Below are 16199 nucleotides of genomic sequence, written 5' to 3' on the forward strand. Positions count from 1 at the left end.
CCTTTGTGGGGGCTCCCGGCCACCGCCCCGGCCATCACCTGCCCTTCGGACTGGCGGGTTTCGGCGGCGGAGGGGCAGTCAAACGCGTTGACTGCGGATGCTGTCGGCTGGAGCGACTACTTGGTGACGCCGAGCTGGACGTAGTCGTAGCGGCCGTTGTAGGCGTCGGACATGTAGGCGTTCGTCAGACGGCTGCCGCGCCAGGTGATGTTCTTCTCGTAGAGGAAGGGCATCCAGTCGGCCTGGTCGAGGATCCGCTTGTCGAGCTCCTTGTAGACCTCACCGGCCTTGACCGCGTCGGTCTCGGCGATCGCCTTGTCGAAGAGCCCGTCGATCTTCGGGTCATTCAGCTGCGACTCGTTGTAGTTGCCGGTCTCCGCGAGGAAGCGGCTGTCCCACAGCGGCTGGCCGAAGCCCTGGCCGGACGGGAAGTCCGGGCCCCAGCCGCTCATCGTCATGCCGTAGCCGCGCTTCTTCACGACGGACGGCGAGCCGGTGATGCTGGACGACTCGGCGCCGTCGATCGGGTCCACCTCGACCTTGATGCCGACCTTGCCGAGCTGCTCCTGGAGCGCCTCGGCGGCGTCGACCTCGCCCGGGTTGTTGTTACGGGCGCTGAGCTTGGTGGAGAAGCCGGTCGGCTGGTTGCACTGCTTCAGCTCGTCCTTGGCCTTGGCCAGGTCCGGCTTGCCCTTGCGGGCGAGGACGCCGTACGGGTCGTAGTCGCTGTGGCCCTTGATGGAGGCCGGCAGGGTGCTGTTGGCGATCGCGCCACCGGCGAGCTCGCCGCCACGGGTCTGCTGGAGACCGGCGAAGTCCGTCGCGTAGAAGACGGCCTTGCGGCAGTGGACGTTGTCGAACGGCTTCGCGGTGTGGACCAGCGCGACGTAGCGGACGAAGGACGTCTGCATGTTGTCGACGCTGTCCTTGTGGTCCTGGACGGCGGTGACGCGGCCGGACTGGGTCATGCCGGTGCCGTTGAGGTCGACGTCGTAGTCGCCCTCCATCAGCTTCTTGTCGTTCTCCTCCAGGTTGGCGGAGATCGTCACGGTGACCTTGTCCGGGAGCGCGGCGCGCACCGGGTCGGAGGCCTTCTGCCACTTGTCGTTGCGGACGAGCACGATGCTCTTGCCCGGCTTGTACGACTCGAACTTGTACGGGCCGGCGGAGAACGGCCGCTGGGTGTACTTCGTGCCGGTGTCCTTGTCCGCCTTCACCGGCGAGCCGGACGGCATGGCGAGGAACTGCTCGAAGTCACCGTTGGGCTTGGGCAGCTTGAAGACGATGGTGTTGTCGTCCGGCGTCTCGATGGCCTTCAGGCCGAGCTTGTCCGCGGACTTGTCCTTGTAGGGGCCCTTGTACTCGCCCTTGGGGTCCAGCGTCTGCATGAGGTACTGCGGGCCACCGGTGATGGTGTCCGTCGCCCAGATGCGCTCGATGCCGTACTTGACGTCCTTGGAGGTCAGCTTGGAGCCGTCCTCCCAGGTCAGACCGGAACGCAGCTTGTACGTGTAGGTCTTGCCGCCGTCCGTGATCTCACCGGGGCCGGTGGCCAGGTCGCCGACCAGCTTGGTGGAGGCCTGACCCGGCTTGGTGTCGTAGGTGACCAGCTGGCGCGTGTAGAAGCGCATGAAGTCCCAGGCCATGCCGTAGTAGGCGCGCTGGGGGTCGGCGGAGTCGAGGTCCTGCTTGCCGACGAACTTCAGCGTCCCGCCCTTCTTGGTGGACGGGTTGGCGACCTTGTTGAACGCCGCGTTGTAGCCGGCGCCCTTCGACTTGCCGCCGCCCTCGCTGTCGCCGCCGCCGCACGCCGAGGTGGTCATCAGCGCCGCGACCACGAGGGCCGCACCCGCGGTGAGCCGTCGTTTCGAGGTGACTGTGGACATTTTCTCGCAACCTCCGAGATCGCGGTCCCAGGCAGTTGCTTGCCAAAGAACCATGGGAAGAGCCACCTGACGAAGCGGCAGGGGCAGGTCGTGGGCTAACGGGTTCCCTTGGGGTCCAGGGCATCGCGCAGCCCGTCCCCGAAGAGATTGAAGGCCAGCACGGTGATGAAGATCGTCACGCCGGGGAAGACCATGAACATCGGGTCGTGCTCGTACGTTTCCAGCGCGTCCCGCAGCATGCCGCCCCAGGAGGCGGTGGGCGGGCGGACACCGGCGCCGAGGAAGCTGAGCGCGGCCTCGGTGAGGATGTTGGTGGGGATCATCAGCGTGGCGTAGACGGTGATCGGCGCCACCAGGTTCGGCAGCAGCTCGCGGAAGAGGATGTGGACCCGCCCGCCGCCGAGGCTGCGGGCCGCCTCCACGTACTCCCGCTCGCGCAGCGAGAGCGTCTGGCCGCGGACGATGCGGCCCACGTAGGGCCAGCCGAAGAATCCGATGACGGCGATGAGCACGGCGATGCGTACGCCGCTGCCGGTGAGGCCGAGCAGGTCGTCGGGGAGGACCGACACCAGGGAGATGATGAAGAGCAGCTGCGGGAAGGACAGCAGCACGTCCATGACCCGGCTGATCACCGCGTCCACCCAGCCGCCGAAGTATCCGGCGATGATCCCGAACAGGGTGCCGAGCGCGACGGCGACCAGGGCCGCCAGGAACGCCACCAGCAGGGAGATCCGGGCGCCGTAGACGATCCGGCTGAAGATGTCGCGGCCCTTGTTGGGCTCGACGCCGAAGAGGTAGTCGCCGCTGACCCCGCCGAGACTGCCCTGCGGAAGGTTGGTCAGCGGGTCGAGCATGTCCTGGTGGAACTCGTTCGGCGGGTGCCCGAACAGGCTGACGATCAGCGGCGCGAAGATTGCCACCAGGACGAGGACGAGAACGGTGATGCCGCCGGTCAGCGCGACCTTGTCCTGCTTCAGACGGTTCCAGGCGATCTGCTTGAGCGACCGTCCCTCGACCTTCTTCGCCCCGGAGTCGACCGCGGGGCCGCCGACCGCGTCCGGATCCGCTTCCCTGGTCGGCTCGTGCAGTGGTGCCGTCATCGTGGCAAGGACCCCTCTCAACCGGCGGTGGCCGGGCCGAACTGGCCGCTGTGGCGGCACGGATCAGTCAGTCGTACGCGGAGCGGCAAGACGCCCTTGCTGCCGGAGTCTTCATTGCCGTCACTACAGGTAGCCATACCGGTAGGCGAATGGATGCCTAACCGTGATGCGGTCCTGGGTGTTCCGTTATCCGGACGCGGGCGAACGCCCGCCGAACACAGGTCAGTTGATGCGCAAGGGGGCAGCGGATCGGATTAGCGGTGCAATCGTCACCAGGGGTGCGCAGTGCGCAAATACCGGACATTGAAGGGCTGATGACCCCGGACCGGGGTGAACACGTTCCGGATCAAGGCGAGTTGGCGCCTTATGCGAACGTTGCGGAAAACCGGAAGCGTAACGTCGCATTCCGGTCTTCGTCGCTTCGGCGGCTTTTCCACCCGTACGCGGGGAATGGCGGGTACCGGTCGGCGGGGAGCGGCGGGTACCCGTGTGCGGGGAGCGCCGATTGCCCGGGCGCGGGCCCCGCGGCGGCTGTCAGTACGTGGACTGCGACCGTGGCCAGCACGCGGACGTCGGGGGTGGCCAGCACGCGGACGTCGGCGGCTGTCAGTACGCGGACGTCGGCGGCGGTCAGTACGTGGACTGCGGCGGGTAGCCGTATCCCGTGGCGGGGGCCGCCGGGGCGTGTGCCTCGCGGTCGTAGAACGGGCGGGCGTTGGCGCGCAGCCACATCGCGACCGGGTCGTACTCGTCGGACATCGCGACGGTGGAGACCGGCAGCCCGTCCGGGACGGCGGAGATCGACTGCTGCATCATCGTGCGGGCCGCGTCCACCGCGGCCGGGCCGGTGTCGTAGAGGTCGAGCCCGATGGTGAGGTACGGGGCGCCGAGCGCGGGCTGCACCCAGGCGCGGCGCAGCGAGCGGACCGCGGGGGTGCGGTGGGCGTTCTGCGTGAGCAGGGCGTAGAACTGCGGGATCTCGATGGCCGGCTCGGTGAGGCGGAGCGGGCCCGCGGGCATCCGGTCGAGGCCGGTGGCGATCCGGCGCAGGTCCAGCCAGGGGATGCCGACGCCGCCGCCGGGGGCGTGCGGGTTGAGCCAGATGCCCCAGCGGTCGGGGAAGAGGGCGCGGGCGATCTCCAGGCCGTCGACCAGTTCGTGGGCGCGGTTCCAGCCGCTGGCGGAGAGCTCCTGGGCGGAGGTCACACAGGGGGCGTAGCCGAGGCCGTCGATCTCCATGTTCCCGTACTGGGCGTCGGGCGATCCGGCCCGGCCCTGCCACAGCAGCATCCAGATCCGGCCGTGGGCGAGGGCCTGGAGCAGCGCCTCGTACGCGTCGTAGCGTCCGGGCGTCACTTGGCGCAGCATGTGCTCGACCTGCCCGGCCGCCGCGGTGCCTGACGCACTCACCTGGTCCCGCCCCTCTTCGATCCACTGTGCCGGCCGGCCGCTCCCGGGCACACGGGTGCGGCCGGTGCCGAGGCACCCGCCATGAAACCAGCTTATGCGCCGGTCATGACACCGACTTGACGCCATGGTGCGCGGCGGTGCCCAGCTCCCGGGTGGCCAAAAACGCGCATGAGGCGTTCCGGCGCCCGGCTACCGGCCCGCCCGCTGGTAGAACGGCCGGACCGTCTCGCGCATCCAGTCGCCGACCGGGTCCTGGGCGACATCGAGCAGCACCAGGTTGACCGGCCAGGGCAGCGCGACGCGGCCCAGGGCGCGGCCGAGGGCGTCCATCGGGGCGTTGCGCGCGTCGTCCTCCCAGGCGGAGAGCTCCACGCCGACGAAGAGGACGGGTTCGCCGCCCTCGATGCTGGCCAGTGCGCGGCGGGCGGTGACCACGACGCCGCTCTCCTCGAACTCTCCGGCCGCCGCGGCGAGGAAGTCGACGGGCTCCTCCTGCCAGTCCGGCTCGAAGAGCCGGACCCGGCCGCCGCCGGCCGGGCCGTCGAGCGGGGTGCGGCCGGTCCGGCAGAGCTCGGCGACGGCCGGGGGCGGCAGCGGCATCCCGACCGCGCCGCCCGGGTTCACCACGATGCCGAGCTGCGGCGGCAGCCCGCGGGCGAAGTCGCGGGCGGGCGCGACCGTGAAGGACATGTGGCTGCCGACGCAGGCGAGGAACTGCTGCTCGGAGCTGAAGACGGGGACGTACGCGGCGCCGTCGAGCTCCATCGTCGGCAGGTCGAGGGACGGGGAGTCGGGTCCGCCGCCGTTGGGCAGCGGCACCCAGACCTGGTTGCGGCCGAGCACCTCGACGAGGCGCCCGCCCGCCTCCGGGTTGCCCACCGAGGCCATCAGCACCTCTTCGAGCTCATTGGCCGGCCATCCGCTCTGCGGATGCGCGGCCTGCGCCGGAATGTCCACTGCTTCCCCTGCTTCCCCTTCATCACCCACGCTTCCGCGCTTCCGCGCAGAAGGTTAGCGCCCGGCCCCGGGCCGCCCGGCCGTGAAGACGATCCGCCCGAGCCGCCCCGCCGCCTCCCGGTCCAGCAGCACCGCCGAGGCGCAGCCGGCCGGGAGGACGCCGTCCGCGGTCGCCGTCAGCAGCCGTCCCACCGCTCGGCGGTGCCGGGCGAAGGCGTACGCGGACACCCCGCGCCCGCGCTCGCGCTGCCCCTCCCGGGCGGTCTGCGGGCTGACGTCGAGGAGGACCAGGTGCAGGAGCCGGCCCCGGCGCCGGGCGGCCCGGGCCAGCCAGCCGCGTACCCACGCCTGGGTCCCGCAGTCGTGGACGACGGCGGACTCACCGGAGCGCAGCACCCGCCACAGCCCCCAGTAATGGGCGGCGCGCACGAGCGGGCGGTAGAGGGCGTAGGGAAGTAAGCGGGGCATCACCCCCGCCCAGCGGTCCCGGGTGTCCTGCGAGTCGACGGCGTGGGCCGCCACCACCACCCGCCGGATCAGCGTGGACTTCCCGCTGCCGGGCAGCCCGGAGACCACCACCACATCGCCCGCGGCGAAGTGCAGCCCGCGCGGGCTGCGCCCGGCCCGGTCCCGCAGATCCCGCACGACGGGCACGAGCCCGCCGGGCGCCTCCCGCGCCGGAGCCCCGGACCGCGCGGCCACCGCGCCGTGCGCGACCCCCGTGGTCGTCGCGTACCGCTGCAACGTCATCGCCCTCCCCCATGGTCGGCTCACCCCAGACCCCATGCCCATGAAGTGTAAAGAAAAGGTAATGCGGCACAACCGCCCGTGCCGATGAATTCCAGCGGGGTACCGGGGCCCCATTCCGGTGCGATGCGTGCGATGATGACCCGGCCAACTGCATAAAGGCCGCTTGAATCCGCGCGGGAGAGTCCCGGTCACTGTCCGTGCCGGGCGCCGAAGGAGCAAGTTCCTCCCTTGAATCTCTCAGGCCCCGTACCGCGTGGATGAGGCAGATCTGAAAAGCGGGCCGCTTCGCGGCTCCACCCAAGGTGCAAGCCGAACCCGTCCGGGGCTCTCGGCGAACCTCTCAGGTTCCGATGACAGATGGGGAGGGTTCGCCCATGTCGTCATGTTCCGGGAGTCACACTCATGAGCACCGCACCCCGCCTCACCGCCCTCGATGCCCTGCACCGTTCGCTGGGCGCGACCATGACCGACTTCGCGGGCTGGGACATGCCCCTGCGGTACGCCAGTGAGCGCGACGAGCACAACGCGGTGCGCACCCGGGCCGGTCTCTTCGACCTGTCGCACATGGGCGAGATCACCGTCACCGGCGCCGGTGCGGCCGCCCTCCTGAACTTCGCGCTGGTCGGCAACATCGGCACGGTCGCCGTGGGCCGCGCCCGCTACACGATGATCTGCGCCGAGGACGGCGGCATCCTGGACGACCTGATCGTCTACCGGCTCGGCGAGACCGAGTACATGGTCGTGGCCAACGCGGGCAACGCCCAGATCGTGCTGGACGCGCTGACCGCGCGGGCCGAGGGCTTCGACGCCGAGGTCCGCGACGACCGCGACGCGTACGCGCTGCTCGCCGTCCAGGGCCCCGAGTCCCCCGCGATCCTGGCCTCGGTCACCGACGCCGACCTGGACGGTCTGAAGTACTACGCCGGGCTGCCGGGCACCGTCGCCGGGGTTCCCGCGCTGATCGCCCGTACCGGCTACACCGGCGAGGACGGCTTCGAGCTGTTCGTCGCCCCCGCCCACGCCGAGCAGCTGTGGAAGGCGCTGACCGAGGCGGGCGCCGGGCGCGGCCTGGTGCCGTGCGGGCTGTCCTGCCGCGACACGCTGCGCCTGGAGGCGGGCATGCCGCTGTACGGGCACGAGCTGACCACCGGGCTGACCCCGTTCGACGCCGGTCTCGGCCGGGTCGTGAAGTTCGAGAAGGAGGGCGACTTCGTCGGCCGCAAGGCCCTGGAAGCCGCCGCCGAGCGCGCCGAGACCGCCCCGCCGCGCAAGCTGGTCGGCCTGGTCGCCGAGGGCCGCCGGGTGCCGCGCGCCGGATTCCCCGTGACCGTCGGCGGCGAGGTCGTCGGCGAGGTCACCTCCGGCGCCCCCTCGCCCACCCTGGGCAAGCCGATCGCCATGGCCTACATCGACGCGACGCACGCCACGCCCGGCACCGCGGGCGTCGCGGTGGACATCCGGGGCAGTCACGAGCCGTACGAGGTCGTGGCGCTGCCGTTCTACAAGCGCCAGAAGTGACGCCGGGCGCCGCAGGCGAAGCCGGGCGCCGGAAGTGACGCCGGACGCCGCGAGCAAGGCCGAGCACCGGAAGTGACGCCGGACACCGGAAGTCGCATCGGGCGCCGGGAGCGGACACCGGCGCCCCGCAGAGAATTCACGGCCGCGTCGCAGAAGTGACGCAGTCGCGTCTCACACCGTAAGACCACCGTTCATCAGCACTCCCCCGCGTACAGGAGAATTCAGGTCATGAGCAACCCCCAGCAGCTGCGGTACAGCAAGGAGCACGAGTGGCTGTCGGCCGTCGAGGACGGTGTGGCCACGATCGGTATCACCGAGCACGCCGCCAACGCCCTCGGCGACGTCGTCTACGTCCAGCTCCCCGAGGTCGGTGACACGGTGACCGCGGGCGAGACCTGCGGCGAGCTGGAGTCGACCAAGTCCGTGAGCGACCTGTACTCGCCGGTGACCGGTGAGGTCACCGAGGCGAACCAGGACGTCGTGGACGACCCGTCGCTGGTGAACACCGCTCCCTTCGAAGGCGGCTGGCTGTTCAAGGTACGCGTCGCGGAGGAGCCGAAGGACCTGCTCTCCGCCGACGAGTACACCGAGTTCTCCGGCAACTAAAGAGACCCCAAGGGACCACCTGATGTCGCTTCTCAACTCCTCCCTCCACGAGCTGGACCCGGATGTCGCCGCCGCCGTCGACGCCGAGCTCCACCGTCAGCAGTCCACCCTCGAGATGATCGCCTCGGAGAACTTCGCTCCGGTCGCGGTCATGGAGGCCCAGGGCTCCGTCCTCACCAACAAGTACGCCGAGGGCTACCCCGGCCGCCGCTACTACGGTGGCTGCGAGCACGTCGACGTCGTCGAGCAGATCGCCATCGACCGGATCAAGGCGCTGTTCGGCGCCGAGGCGGCGAACGTCCAGCCGCACTCCGGTGCGCAGGCCAACGCCGCCGCGATGTTCGCGCTGCTCAAGCCGGGCGACACGATCATGGGCCTGAACCTGGCCCACGGCGGTCACCTGACCCACGGCATGAAGATCAACTTCTCCGGCAAGCTCTACAACGTGGTCCCGTACCACGTCGACGACACCGGTGTCGTGGACATGGTCGAGGTCGAGCGGCTTGCCAAGGAGTCGAAGCCGAAGCTGATCGTCGCCGGCTGGTCGGCGTACCCGCGTCAGCTGGACTTCGCCGCCTTCCGCCGGATCGCGGACGAGGTCGGCGCGTACCTGATGGTCGACATGGCCCACTTCGCGGGTCTGGTGGCCGCGGGCCTGCACCCCAACCCGGTGCCGCACGCCCATGTCGTCACGACCACCACGCACAAGACCCTCGGCGGTCCGCGCGGCGGTGTCATCCTGTCGACGCAGGAGCTGGCCAAGAAGATCAACTCCGCGGTCTTCCCGGGCCAGCAGGGTGGTCCGCTGGAGCACGTGATCGCGGCCAAGGCGGTCTCCTTCAAGGTCGCCGCGTCCGAGGAGTTCAAGGAGCGCCAGCAGCGCACCCTGGACGGTGCCCGCATCCTCGCCGAGCGCCTGGTGCAGCCGGACGTCACCGAGGCCGGTGTCTCCGTGCTGTCCGGCGGCACGGACGTGCACCTGGTCCTGGTCGACCTGCGCGACTCCGAGCTGGACGGCCAGCAGGCCGAGGACCGGCTCCACGAGATCGGCATCACGGTCAACCGGAACGCCGTCCCGAACGACCCGCGCCCGCCGATGGTCACCTCGGGTCTGCGGATCGGTACGCCCGCCCTGGCGACCCGCGGCTTCCAGAACGACGACTTCACCGAGGTCGCGGAGATCATCGCCGCTGCCCTCAAGCCGTCCCACGACGCGGACGCGCTGAAGGCCCGTGTCGTCGCACTGGCCGAGAAGTACCCGCTGTACCCCGGTCTCGGTTAGTCCGGGCCGCAGTTCTCACCATGGGGCGGGGCACCGCGCACACTTGTTCGTGAGCGCGGTGCCCCCACCCTTGTCCCGCCCCGCACCACCCGGCAGACAACGTCGTCTACCAGCCCCTGAGGAGTTCCCGTGGCCATCTCGGTCTTCGACCTGTTCTCGATCGGCATCGGCCCGTCCAGCTCCCATACGGTCGGCCCGATGCGTGCCGCCCGCATGTTCGCTCGCCGGCTCAAGAACGAGGGCCTGATCGCCCACACCGCCTCCATACGTGCCGAGCTGTACGGCTCGCTCGGCGCGACCGGCCACGGCCACGGCACCCCGAAGGCGGTCCTGCTCGGCCTGGAGGGCGAGTCGCCCCGCACCGTGGACGTGGAGTCGGCCGACGAACGGGTGGAGCGCATCCGTGCCACCGGCCGGATCAACCTCCTGGGCATGCACGAGATCGACTTCGACGCCGACGAGCAGCTGGTCCTGCACCGCCGCAAGGCCCTCCCGTACCACGCCAACGGCATGAGCATCCACGCCTTCGACCACGAGGGCGCCCTGCTCCTGGAGAAGACGTACTACTCGGTCGGCGGCGGCTTCGTCGTCGACGAGGACGCGGTGGGCGAGGACCGGATCGTCCTCGACGACACCGTGCTCAAGCATCCCTTCCGTACCGGCGACGAACTGCTGCGGCTCTCGAAGGAGACCGGCCTGTCCATCTCCTCGCTGATGCTGGAGAACGAGAAGGCCTGGCGCACCGAGGACGAGATCCGCTCCGGGCTGCTGGACATCTGGCGCGTCATGCAGGCCTGCGTCTCGCGCGGCATGTCCCGCGAGGGCATCCTCCCCGGCGGCCTCAAGGTCCGCCGCCGCGCCGCGACCACCGCCCGCCAGCTGCGTGCCGAGGGCGACCCGCAGACCCACGCGATGGAGTGGATCACCCTCTACGCGATGGCGGTCAACGAGGAGAACGCGGCGGGCGGCCGCGTCGTCACCGCGCCCACCAACGGTGCCGCGGGCATCATCCCGGCGGTGCTGCACTACTACATGAACTTCGCGGCGGGCGGCGCGACCGAGGCGGAGAAGGAGGACGGCGTCGTCCGCTTCCTCCTGGCGGCCGGGGCCATCGGCATGCTCTTCAAGGAGAACGCCTCCATCTCGGGCGCCGAGGTCGGCTGCCAGGGAGAGGTCGGCTCCGCCTGCTCCATGGCCGCGGGTGCCCTCGCGGAGGTCCTCGGCGGCACCGCCGAGCAGGTGGAGAACGCGGCCGAGATCGGCATGGAGCACAACCTGGGCCTGACCTGCGACCCGGTCGGCGGTCTCGTCCAGATCCCGTGCATCGAACGCAACGGCATGGCCGCGGTCAAGGCCGTCACGGCGGCCAAGATGGCGCTGCGCGGCGACGGCAGCCACAAGGTCTCCCTCGACAAGGTCATCAAGACCATGAAGGAGACCGGCGCCGACATGTCCGTCAAGTACAAGGAGACCGCGCGCGGCGGCCTCGCGGTGAACATCATCGAGTGCTGAGCGGACAGGCCCCGGCCGGCGCGTTCGTTCATGTCCGCGCTGTCAGGGCCGTTCCTGTCCGCACGGCGGGCCAATCCCCGGCATCGCCCCGGGACGGACGCGGAGGCCCCCGGGACGCCCCACCGTGCCCCGCTCCCGGCGCGCGGTCGGCCGCCTCAGCAGCCGGCCGTGCCGCCTCGTGGCCGGGAACGGGGCCTGCTGGTGGATCCGACGGACCGTGCGGCTACTCTCGGCCCACCACGGCCCCGGTCGTGGCCAAGCCAACGCTTCGGTCTGTGAGGAGCACGCCCGATGGCTCGCACCACTCCACCACGTCCACTCGATGTCGAGACGCTGTTCCCAGAGGTGGCCGGTTATCGGAGGACGGCCGTTCGCCTGCATCCGCGCCTCGGCGATCCGGGCGCGCGGCAGAGCTCGCTCGGCGGACCCGTGCTCTGGCCGCTCCCGGAGCCCTGGCCCCACTGCGAGGACGACCACCCGGGCACGGCGTTCGCCCCTCCCGCCCAGGGGCCGGTCCCGCTCGTCCCGGTCCTCCAGCTGTTCGCGACCGACGTGCCCGACCTGGCCTTTCCCGGCGCCGCCGATCTGCTGCAGGTGCTCTGGTGCCCCTTCGACCACGAGGACGGCTACGTTCCCCGCCCCGAGGCGTACTGGCGGGACAGCTCCCTGAGCGACCTGCGGCCGGCCGATCCGCCCCGCCCGGCCGGCCCTCACGACGACTACCTTCCGGCCCCGTGCGTCCTGCACCCCGAGCGCGTCACCGACTACCCGAACTGGGACCTCCCGGACGAGGTCGCCGACGCGCTCGAAGCCAGATTCGAACAGCTGGAGGAGGAAACCGGCTGGTCCTACTGGTCCCACCTCTCCGTGTCGGACGGCATCAAGGTCGGCGGGTACCCGACGTGGACGCAAGAGCCCGACTGGCCGACGTGCCCCGCATGCGGTGTGCGCATGGAGCATCTCCTGACGATCAACAGCTCCGAGTTCGACGGCGAGAGCTGGCGCACGTGGCTGCCCGTCGAGGACACCCCGGCCACGGGAACCATCTGGGACCTTCCTTACGAACAACGCACCGGGATCCAGCGTCCCCCCGGGCTCATGCTCGGCGACATGGGCGGCATCTACCTGTTCGAATGCACCGGCTGCCCGGGCAGGCCCTTCGCCTACCGCTCGGACTGTTCCTGACCGCGCGCGGCTTCGACGGCACCGGCACATTCCGTGTTCCGCCGCCTGCCGTCGAAACGCTCCAGTCCGATGGCGCCGTCGGCGGCGCGGGATCAGGAGCTGACCCGCGGGCCGCACCGATGCGCTCGACGTCATCGACAGGGCACTATCGAGCCCATGACCCCGCTGCCCTCCGCAGACCAGGCGTGGCTCATCTCCGAAGCCCCCTACGACAGCCCCGTCGCCCGCTCGCTCACCCGGGCGCTCCACCGTGAGCAGACGGCGACGTACGGCCGGGCCGACGACCCCGACACCACTGAGCCGGCCGAATTCGCGCCTCCGAACGGCGCGTTCCTCCTCGCCTTCCGGCCGGACGGCACGGCACTGGCCTGTGGTGGCTGGCGCAGCGCCTCCCGCACCACCGCTGAGATCAAGCGCATGTACGTCTCTCCGGCAGCCCGCGGCCACGGCCTCGGACGACAGGTTCTCCAGGCCCTGGAGGACGACGCCCGACGGCGCGGCATGAGCGAGGTCGTCCTGGAGACCGGCGTCAGCAACCTCGCCGCGCTCGCTCTCTACGCCGACTTCGGTTACGGCCCGATCGCCCCCTACGTCGCAGGCCGGGACCCGCGCATCAACCGGGCCCTGGGCAAAGCCCTGGGAACGCCCGCCGAGGGGCCCCGGTCCCGACGGGGGTGCCGGTCCGGCGGCCCTGGTCCCGCACGGAGACCGGGCCGATCGGGCCCGGTCGGGTGATCGAGCTCGGGGGCACCGCCGTCGGGTGAGGTGATCCGGCCGCGCCGGGCGAACGGACCGGACCACGTCCCGAGAGCTCCCGTGCCCGCCGGCCCGGTGAGGGGCCGCACACCGGGTCGCCCGCGCCTTCCGCCGCGCCCTGCCGGCCCCGGAAGGGCACCGTCCCGAACCGTCCACCGGGCTCCGCGGCGGGTCGGCGCGGCAACTCCGGTCCCCGCGCCGCTCGGCCGCTGACGCGGGTCGGCCGTGCGGTGGCCGCCGGAACGTCCAGCGGCGGCCGGATCGTCCTCGTACGCGTCCGGGGAAGCCGCCGGCCGCTCAGCGCAGGTGCACCGGCAGCGCCTCGATGCCGTAGACGATGGAGAGTTTGCGGAAGGCGAGGTCCTGCGCCGGGACGGCGAGCCGCATCTCCGGGAAGCGCCGGACCAGGGCCGGGTAGGCGACACGCAGCTCCATCCGGGCCAGTTCGGCGCCGACGCAGCGGTGGATGCCGTGGCCGAAAGCGAGATGACCGGCCGAGGGGACACGGTCCAGGTCGAAGCGGCCGTCGTCCGTGACGTACCCGGCATCACGGTTGGCGCCGCTCAGCGAGCAGAGCACCATGTCGCCCTCGGGGATCACCACCCCGCCGATCTCGATGTCCCGGCGGGCGAACCGCGGGAAGGCGATCTGCACCGCGGAGAGGTAGCGCAGCGCCTCCTCGACGAACGGGGCGGCCGTCGCGTCGTCGGTGCGTATCCGCTCCCACACGTCGGGGTTGCGGAGCAGTACGAGCGAGCCGAGCGCGATCGTGCTGGCGGTGGTCTCGAAACCGCCGGTGAGCACCCCGTCGGCGAGGCCGGCGAGTTCGTCGTCGCCGATGTCGTCACCGTGCTCCCGCACGATCATGCCGAGCAGCCCGTCCCCCGGATTGCGCCGCTGGTCCCTGACCACGCCCCGGAAGTACTCCATCGACTCCGACATCGCGCCGAACGGGGCGGTCGTGCTGGCTCCGAGGTCGAAGCGGTCCATGGCGAGCTGCTGGAAATCCGTACGGTCCTCGTAGGGCACTCCGAGCAGCTCGCATATCGTGAGCGACGGAATCGGCAGCGCGAACTCCTTCACGAGGTCGACCGGGCCCGGCGCCGCCTCCATGGCGTCGAGCCGCTCCGCCACGATGGCGTCGATCCTGGGCGCCAGGCGCCGCAGCCGACGCATCGTGAACTCCGGGGTCAGGATGCGCCGCAGCCGGGTGTGCACCGGCGGATCGCTGAAGCCGAGCCCGCCGGGGCTCTGTTCGGCGGCCACCCCGGCGTTCGTCGCGAGATGGGCGAAGTCGGTACTGAAGCCGTCCGCCGAGCCGAGGACGGCCTTCGACTCCTGGTAGCCGGTGACCACCCAGGCATCCATGCCGAACGGCAGCGAAACCTTGTGCACGGGTCGCTTCGTCCGGGTTCTGGCCAGCTTGTCCACCGGGTCGAGCCCGTTCCTGCGCAGCATCATCAGCAGGTCGTCGGGGAGCAGCCGGACCGTCGAGGACCCGATCCCGTGCTTCTGGATCCGCGACAGGTAGCTGCGCCCGATCCGGGCGGTAATACGGGAACGGAACGTCATCGCGGTCAATCTGCACTCCAGTGGTCGTCATTCGGCCCGCACACCGGGTGCGGACGGGAAGAAGCGGATACGGAAAACGGGTGGGGGCATGGATAAGGACGTACGAACGGCAGGTCAGGATGCGCTCGCCGGCCGATGGCCGCACGGCATTCTGACTCACAGCGTGAGCGGGCGGTGCTCGTGCGCCACCGGATCTGTCGGCGGCCCGCGCGTACGGGGCCCGCACACGCCCCCTGCGTCCGGTTCGTCCCGTTGCTCGCCGCTGTCCCCGGCTCACCGGCCTCGGCTCCGTCGGGGCCGTGCTCGGGGGCGACTCGATCCGCTCCGACGGTGAAGGGCTCCAGCGGGGAGACCTAAGGTTCTGCGTCCGGACCCACCGCGTGGCGCTCCCCGGGGGATTCCTCGTACGCGCCCGGGGAAGCCGCCGGCCGACACCTGCCGAGAACGGACTACGGATGACCGGGTGACCGTGTGTGCCGACACCCGCCAGTAGCCTGTCGGCAGTGCAAGGGCGTCGACCGGGGCGGGTTCCGAATGAGCAGCGTATCGCCGCAGACCGTCCTCGGCCGGCTGCGGGCCGTCGCCTGGGACGACTTGGAGCCGGCCTTCGCCCACGGGCGTTCGCGCGCCCTGCTGATGCGCGAGCACATGCGCCGCGCGGCCCTGTGGGCCCGGGTCTGCGGCGCCGAGGAGAGGTGGCCGTTCTTCGACGTCACCGAGTACCTCGCCCCCGCGTTCGAGCCCGCTCCCGAGGTCGCGGCGGAGCTGGAGGAATACGTCCGGCGCATCGGCACCCCTTCCCTCCGGCGGGTGTGCCGCGGCGCGGTCCGCTGGGCCGCCGCGCGGTCCGAGGGCAGGGTCGAGCCACCCGAACTGCCCGAGCTGCCCGACCCCTACGAGCCGATCCTTCTGATGTTCGAGCGGGGCGGCGGCTATTCGATCGAGGAGTTCATCGATCTGTACGGCGTGATGATTCCTTACGGAACCCTTGACTCCAACGCGCGGGCCGCACCGTTCCTCTCGCCGGCGCACTCCACGCTCGACGTGCTCGACGCCCTCGACGCCGATGCGGACGGCCCGGTCACGTACTACGCGAAGATCAGTGACGGCTTCCCCGGGGACAGCCCGCGCGGCATCCTCCGGCGCCGGCCCGTCGGCCGGGACACGGAGACGCTCGACGAGGCGTTCACGCGCAATCTCCGCTGGGAGCCGACCGAGTACTTCCGGCGGCACGCACTCGGGCACAACGAGGTGGACCACGTTCGGATCACCGAATTCGAAGCCGCCGCGTTCATCGAAGCGACGACGAAGGGACTCGGCGCATCCCGCCGACCCGCCCACGGCCTGTAGGCGGCGTGAAGATCCGCCGAAGATCCTCGGCAGCCCCGCCGCGCCGGGAGGGCTTCCGCTCGCGGTGATGCGGTCAAGCGCTCCGTTTCCGCACCTCGTTCGCTCCTACGGCGCTTCGGTGGCCATGCCGCGGCCCGTCCACAGCCCCGAGGTCTCCGATTGCTTCAAGCCTCCCGGAGTTGATAGGCATGGGCAGTACGTTCGTTCGCTCGGGTTTGGCAGGGGGACTGGATGAAGTTCGACATGGGGTCGCAGGTTCTGACGACGTTGTCGTCGAAGTCGCGCGGGTCGAGTGATGATCTGGGGACGTTGATC

The 16199-nt window shown here is 70.7% G+C and carries 13 protein-coding genes and 1 riboswitch; of the genes, 7 read left to right on the forward strand and 6 right to left on the reverse strand.

Annotation, left to right across the window (positions count from 1 at the left end; translation table 11 throughout):
- Positions 1-116 precede the first annotated feature (116 nt).
- The 5 genes from ACFCV8_RS30070 to ACFCV8_RS30090 form a co-directional block, all read right to left on the reverse strand.
- Entirely contained in the window at positions 117-1886 is a 1770-nt protein-coding gene (locus ACFCV8_RS30070) for an ABC transporter substrate-binding protein (protein ID WP_376688636.1), read from the reverse strand.
- A gap of 95 nt (positions 1887-1981) precedes the next feature.
- Positions 1982-2986, reverse strand: a complete 1005-nt coding sequence (locus ACFCV8_RS30075; RefSeq protein WP_376688637.1) for an ABC transporter permease — start codon at positions 2984-2986, stop codon at positions 1982-1984.
- A 630-nt stretch (positions 2987-3616) separates the two neighbouring features.
- Positions 3617-4396 carry an enhanced serine sensitivity protein SseB C-terminal domain-containing protein gene (locus ACFCV8_RS30080; RefSeq protein WP_376688638.1) on the reverse strand — a complete coding sequence of 260 codons (780 nt, stop codon included), beginning with the start codon at positions 4394-4396 and terminating at the stop codon, positions 3617-3619.
- Positions 4397-4585: 189 nt separating this feature from the next.
- Positions 4586-5353 (reverse strand): enhanced serine sensitivity protein SseB, encoded by a 768-nt coding sequence (locus ACFCV8_RS30085; RefSeq protein WP_376688639.1) that lies wholly within the window; start codon positions 5351-5353, stop codon positions 4586-4588.
- A 54-nt stretch (positions 5354-5407) separates the two neighbouring features.
- Positions 5408-6103 (reverse strand): AAA family ATPase, encoded by a 696-nt coding sequence (locus tag ACFCV8_RS30090; protein ID WP_376688640.1) that lies wholly within the window; start codon positions 6101-6103, stop codon positions 5408-5410.
- 164 nt (positions 6104-6267) lie between these two features.
- A riboswitch (glycine riboswitch) is annotated at positions 6268-6365 on the forward strand.
- Between the two features lie 140 nt (positions 6366-6505).
- Here ACFCV8_RS30090 and gcvT point away from each other — a divergent pair.
- The 6 genes from gcvT to ACFCV8_RS30120 all read left to right on the forward strand — a co-directional run bounded on the left by gcvT (position 6506) and on the right by ACFCV8_RS30120 (position 12941).
- The gene (gcvT, locus tag ACFCV8_RS30095; RefSeq protein WP_376688641.1) at positions 6506-7621 is read left to right on the forward strand and encodes a glycine cleavage system aminomethyltransferase GcvT; all 1116 of its coding nucleotides are present in this window, start codon (positions 6506-6508) and stop codon (positions 7619-7621) included.
- A 228-nt stretch (positions 7622-7849) separates the two neighbouring features.
- Entirely contained in the window at positions 7850-8227 is a 378-nt protein-coding gene (gene gcvH, locus ACFCV8_RS30100) for a glycine cleavage system protein GcvH (protein ID WP_376688642.1), read from the forward strand.
- Between the two features lie 22 nt (positions 8228-8249).
- Positions 8250-9509, forward strand: coding sequence for a serine hydroxymethyltransferase (glyA, locus tag ACFCV8_RS30105; RefSeq protein ID WP_376688643.1), 1260 nt, complete (start codon positions 8250-8252; stop codon positions 9507-9509).
- Positions 9510-9638: 129 nt separating this feature from the next.
- Positions 9639-11021: an L-serine ammonia-lyase gene (locus ACFCV8_RS30110; RefSeq protein WP_376688644.1), complete on the forward strand. Its 1383-nt coding sequence runs from the start codon at positions 9639-9641 to the stop codon at positions 11019-11021.
- A gap of 291 nt (positions 11022-11312) precedes the next feature.
- The gene (locus ACFCV8_RS30115; protein ID WP_376688645.1) at positions 11313-12206 is read left to right on the forward strand and encodes a DUF1963 domain-containing protein; all 894 of its coding nucleotides are present in this window, start codon (positions 11313-11315) and stop codon (positions 12204-12206) included.
- Between the two features lie 156 nt (positions 12207-12362).
- A complete protein-coding gene (locus ACFCV8_RS30120) occupies positions 12363-12941 on the forward strand; it encodes a GNAT family N-acetyltransferase (protein ID WP_376688646.1) in 579 nt (192 codons plus the stop codon).
- A 318-nt stretch (positions 12942-13259) separates the two neighbouring features.
- On the opposite strand, the gene ACFCV8_RS30125 is transcribed toward ACFCV8_RS30120, so the two are convergent.
- On the reverse strand, positions 13260-14543 hold the full coding sequence (locus tag ACFCV8_RS30125) for a cytochrome P450 (protein ID WP_376688647.1): 1284 nt from the start codon (positions 14541-14543) through the stop codon (positions 13260-13262).
- 525 nt (positions 14544-15068) lie between these two features.
- On the opposite strand from ACFCV8_RS30125, the gene ACFCV8_RS30130 reads away from it, so the two are divergent.
- Positions 15069-15884, forward strand: a complete 816-nt coding sequence (locus ACFCV8_RS30130) for a hypothetical protein (RefSeq protein ID WP_376688648.1) — start codon at positions 15069-15071, stop codon at positions 15882-15884.
- The last annotated feature ends 315 nt before the right edge of the window (positions 15885-16199 follow it).

Origin of the sequence: Streptomyces sp. NPDC056347, assembly GCF_042262625.1 — a bacterium.
Classification (GTDB): domain Bacteria; phylum Actinomycetota; class Actinomycetes; order Streptomycetales; family Streptomycetaceae; genus Streptomyces.

Coding starts and splice junctions, on each gene's coding strand:
- ACFCV8_RS30075 (WP_376688637.1), bottom strand. CDS start 2,986: ATGACGGCACCACTGCACGAGCCGACCAGGGAAGCGGATCCGGACGCG.
- glyA (WP_376688643.1), top strand. CDS start 8,250: ATGTCGCTTCTCAACTCCTCCCTCCACGAGCTGGACCCGGATGTCGCC.
- gcvT (WP_376688641.1), top strand. CDS start 6,506: ATGAGCACCGCACCCCGCCTCACCGCCCTCGATGCCCTGCACCGTTCG.
- ACFCV8_RS30120 (WP_376688646.1), top strand. CDS start 12,363: ATGACCCCGCTGCCCTCCGCAGACCAGGCGTGGCTCATCTCCGAAGCC.
- ACFCV8_RS30130 (WP_376688648.1), top strand. CDS start 15,069: ATGAGCAGCGTATCGCCGCAGACCGTCCTCGGCCGGCTGCGGGCCGTC.
- ACFCV8_RS30090 (WP_376688640.1), bottom strand. CDS start 6,103: ATGACGTTGCAGCGGTACGCGACGACCACGGGGGTCGCGCACGGCGCG.
- ACFCV8_RS30070 (WP_376688636.1), bottom strand. CDS start 1,886: ATGTCCACAGTCACCTCGAAACGACGGCTCACCGCGGGTGCGGCCCTC.
- ACFCV8_RS30115 (WP_376688645.1), top strand. CDS start 11,313: ATGGCTCGCACCACTCCACCACGTCCACTCGATGTCGAGACGCTGTTC.
- gcvH (WP_376688642.1), top strand. CDS start 7,850: ATGAGCAACCCCCAGCAGCTGCGGTACAGCAAGGAGCACGAGTGGCTG.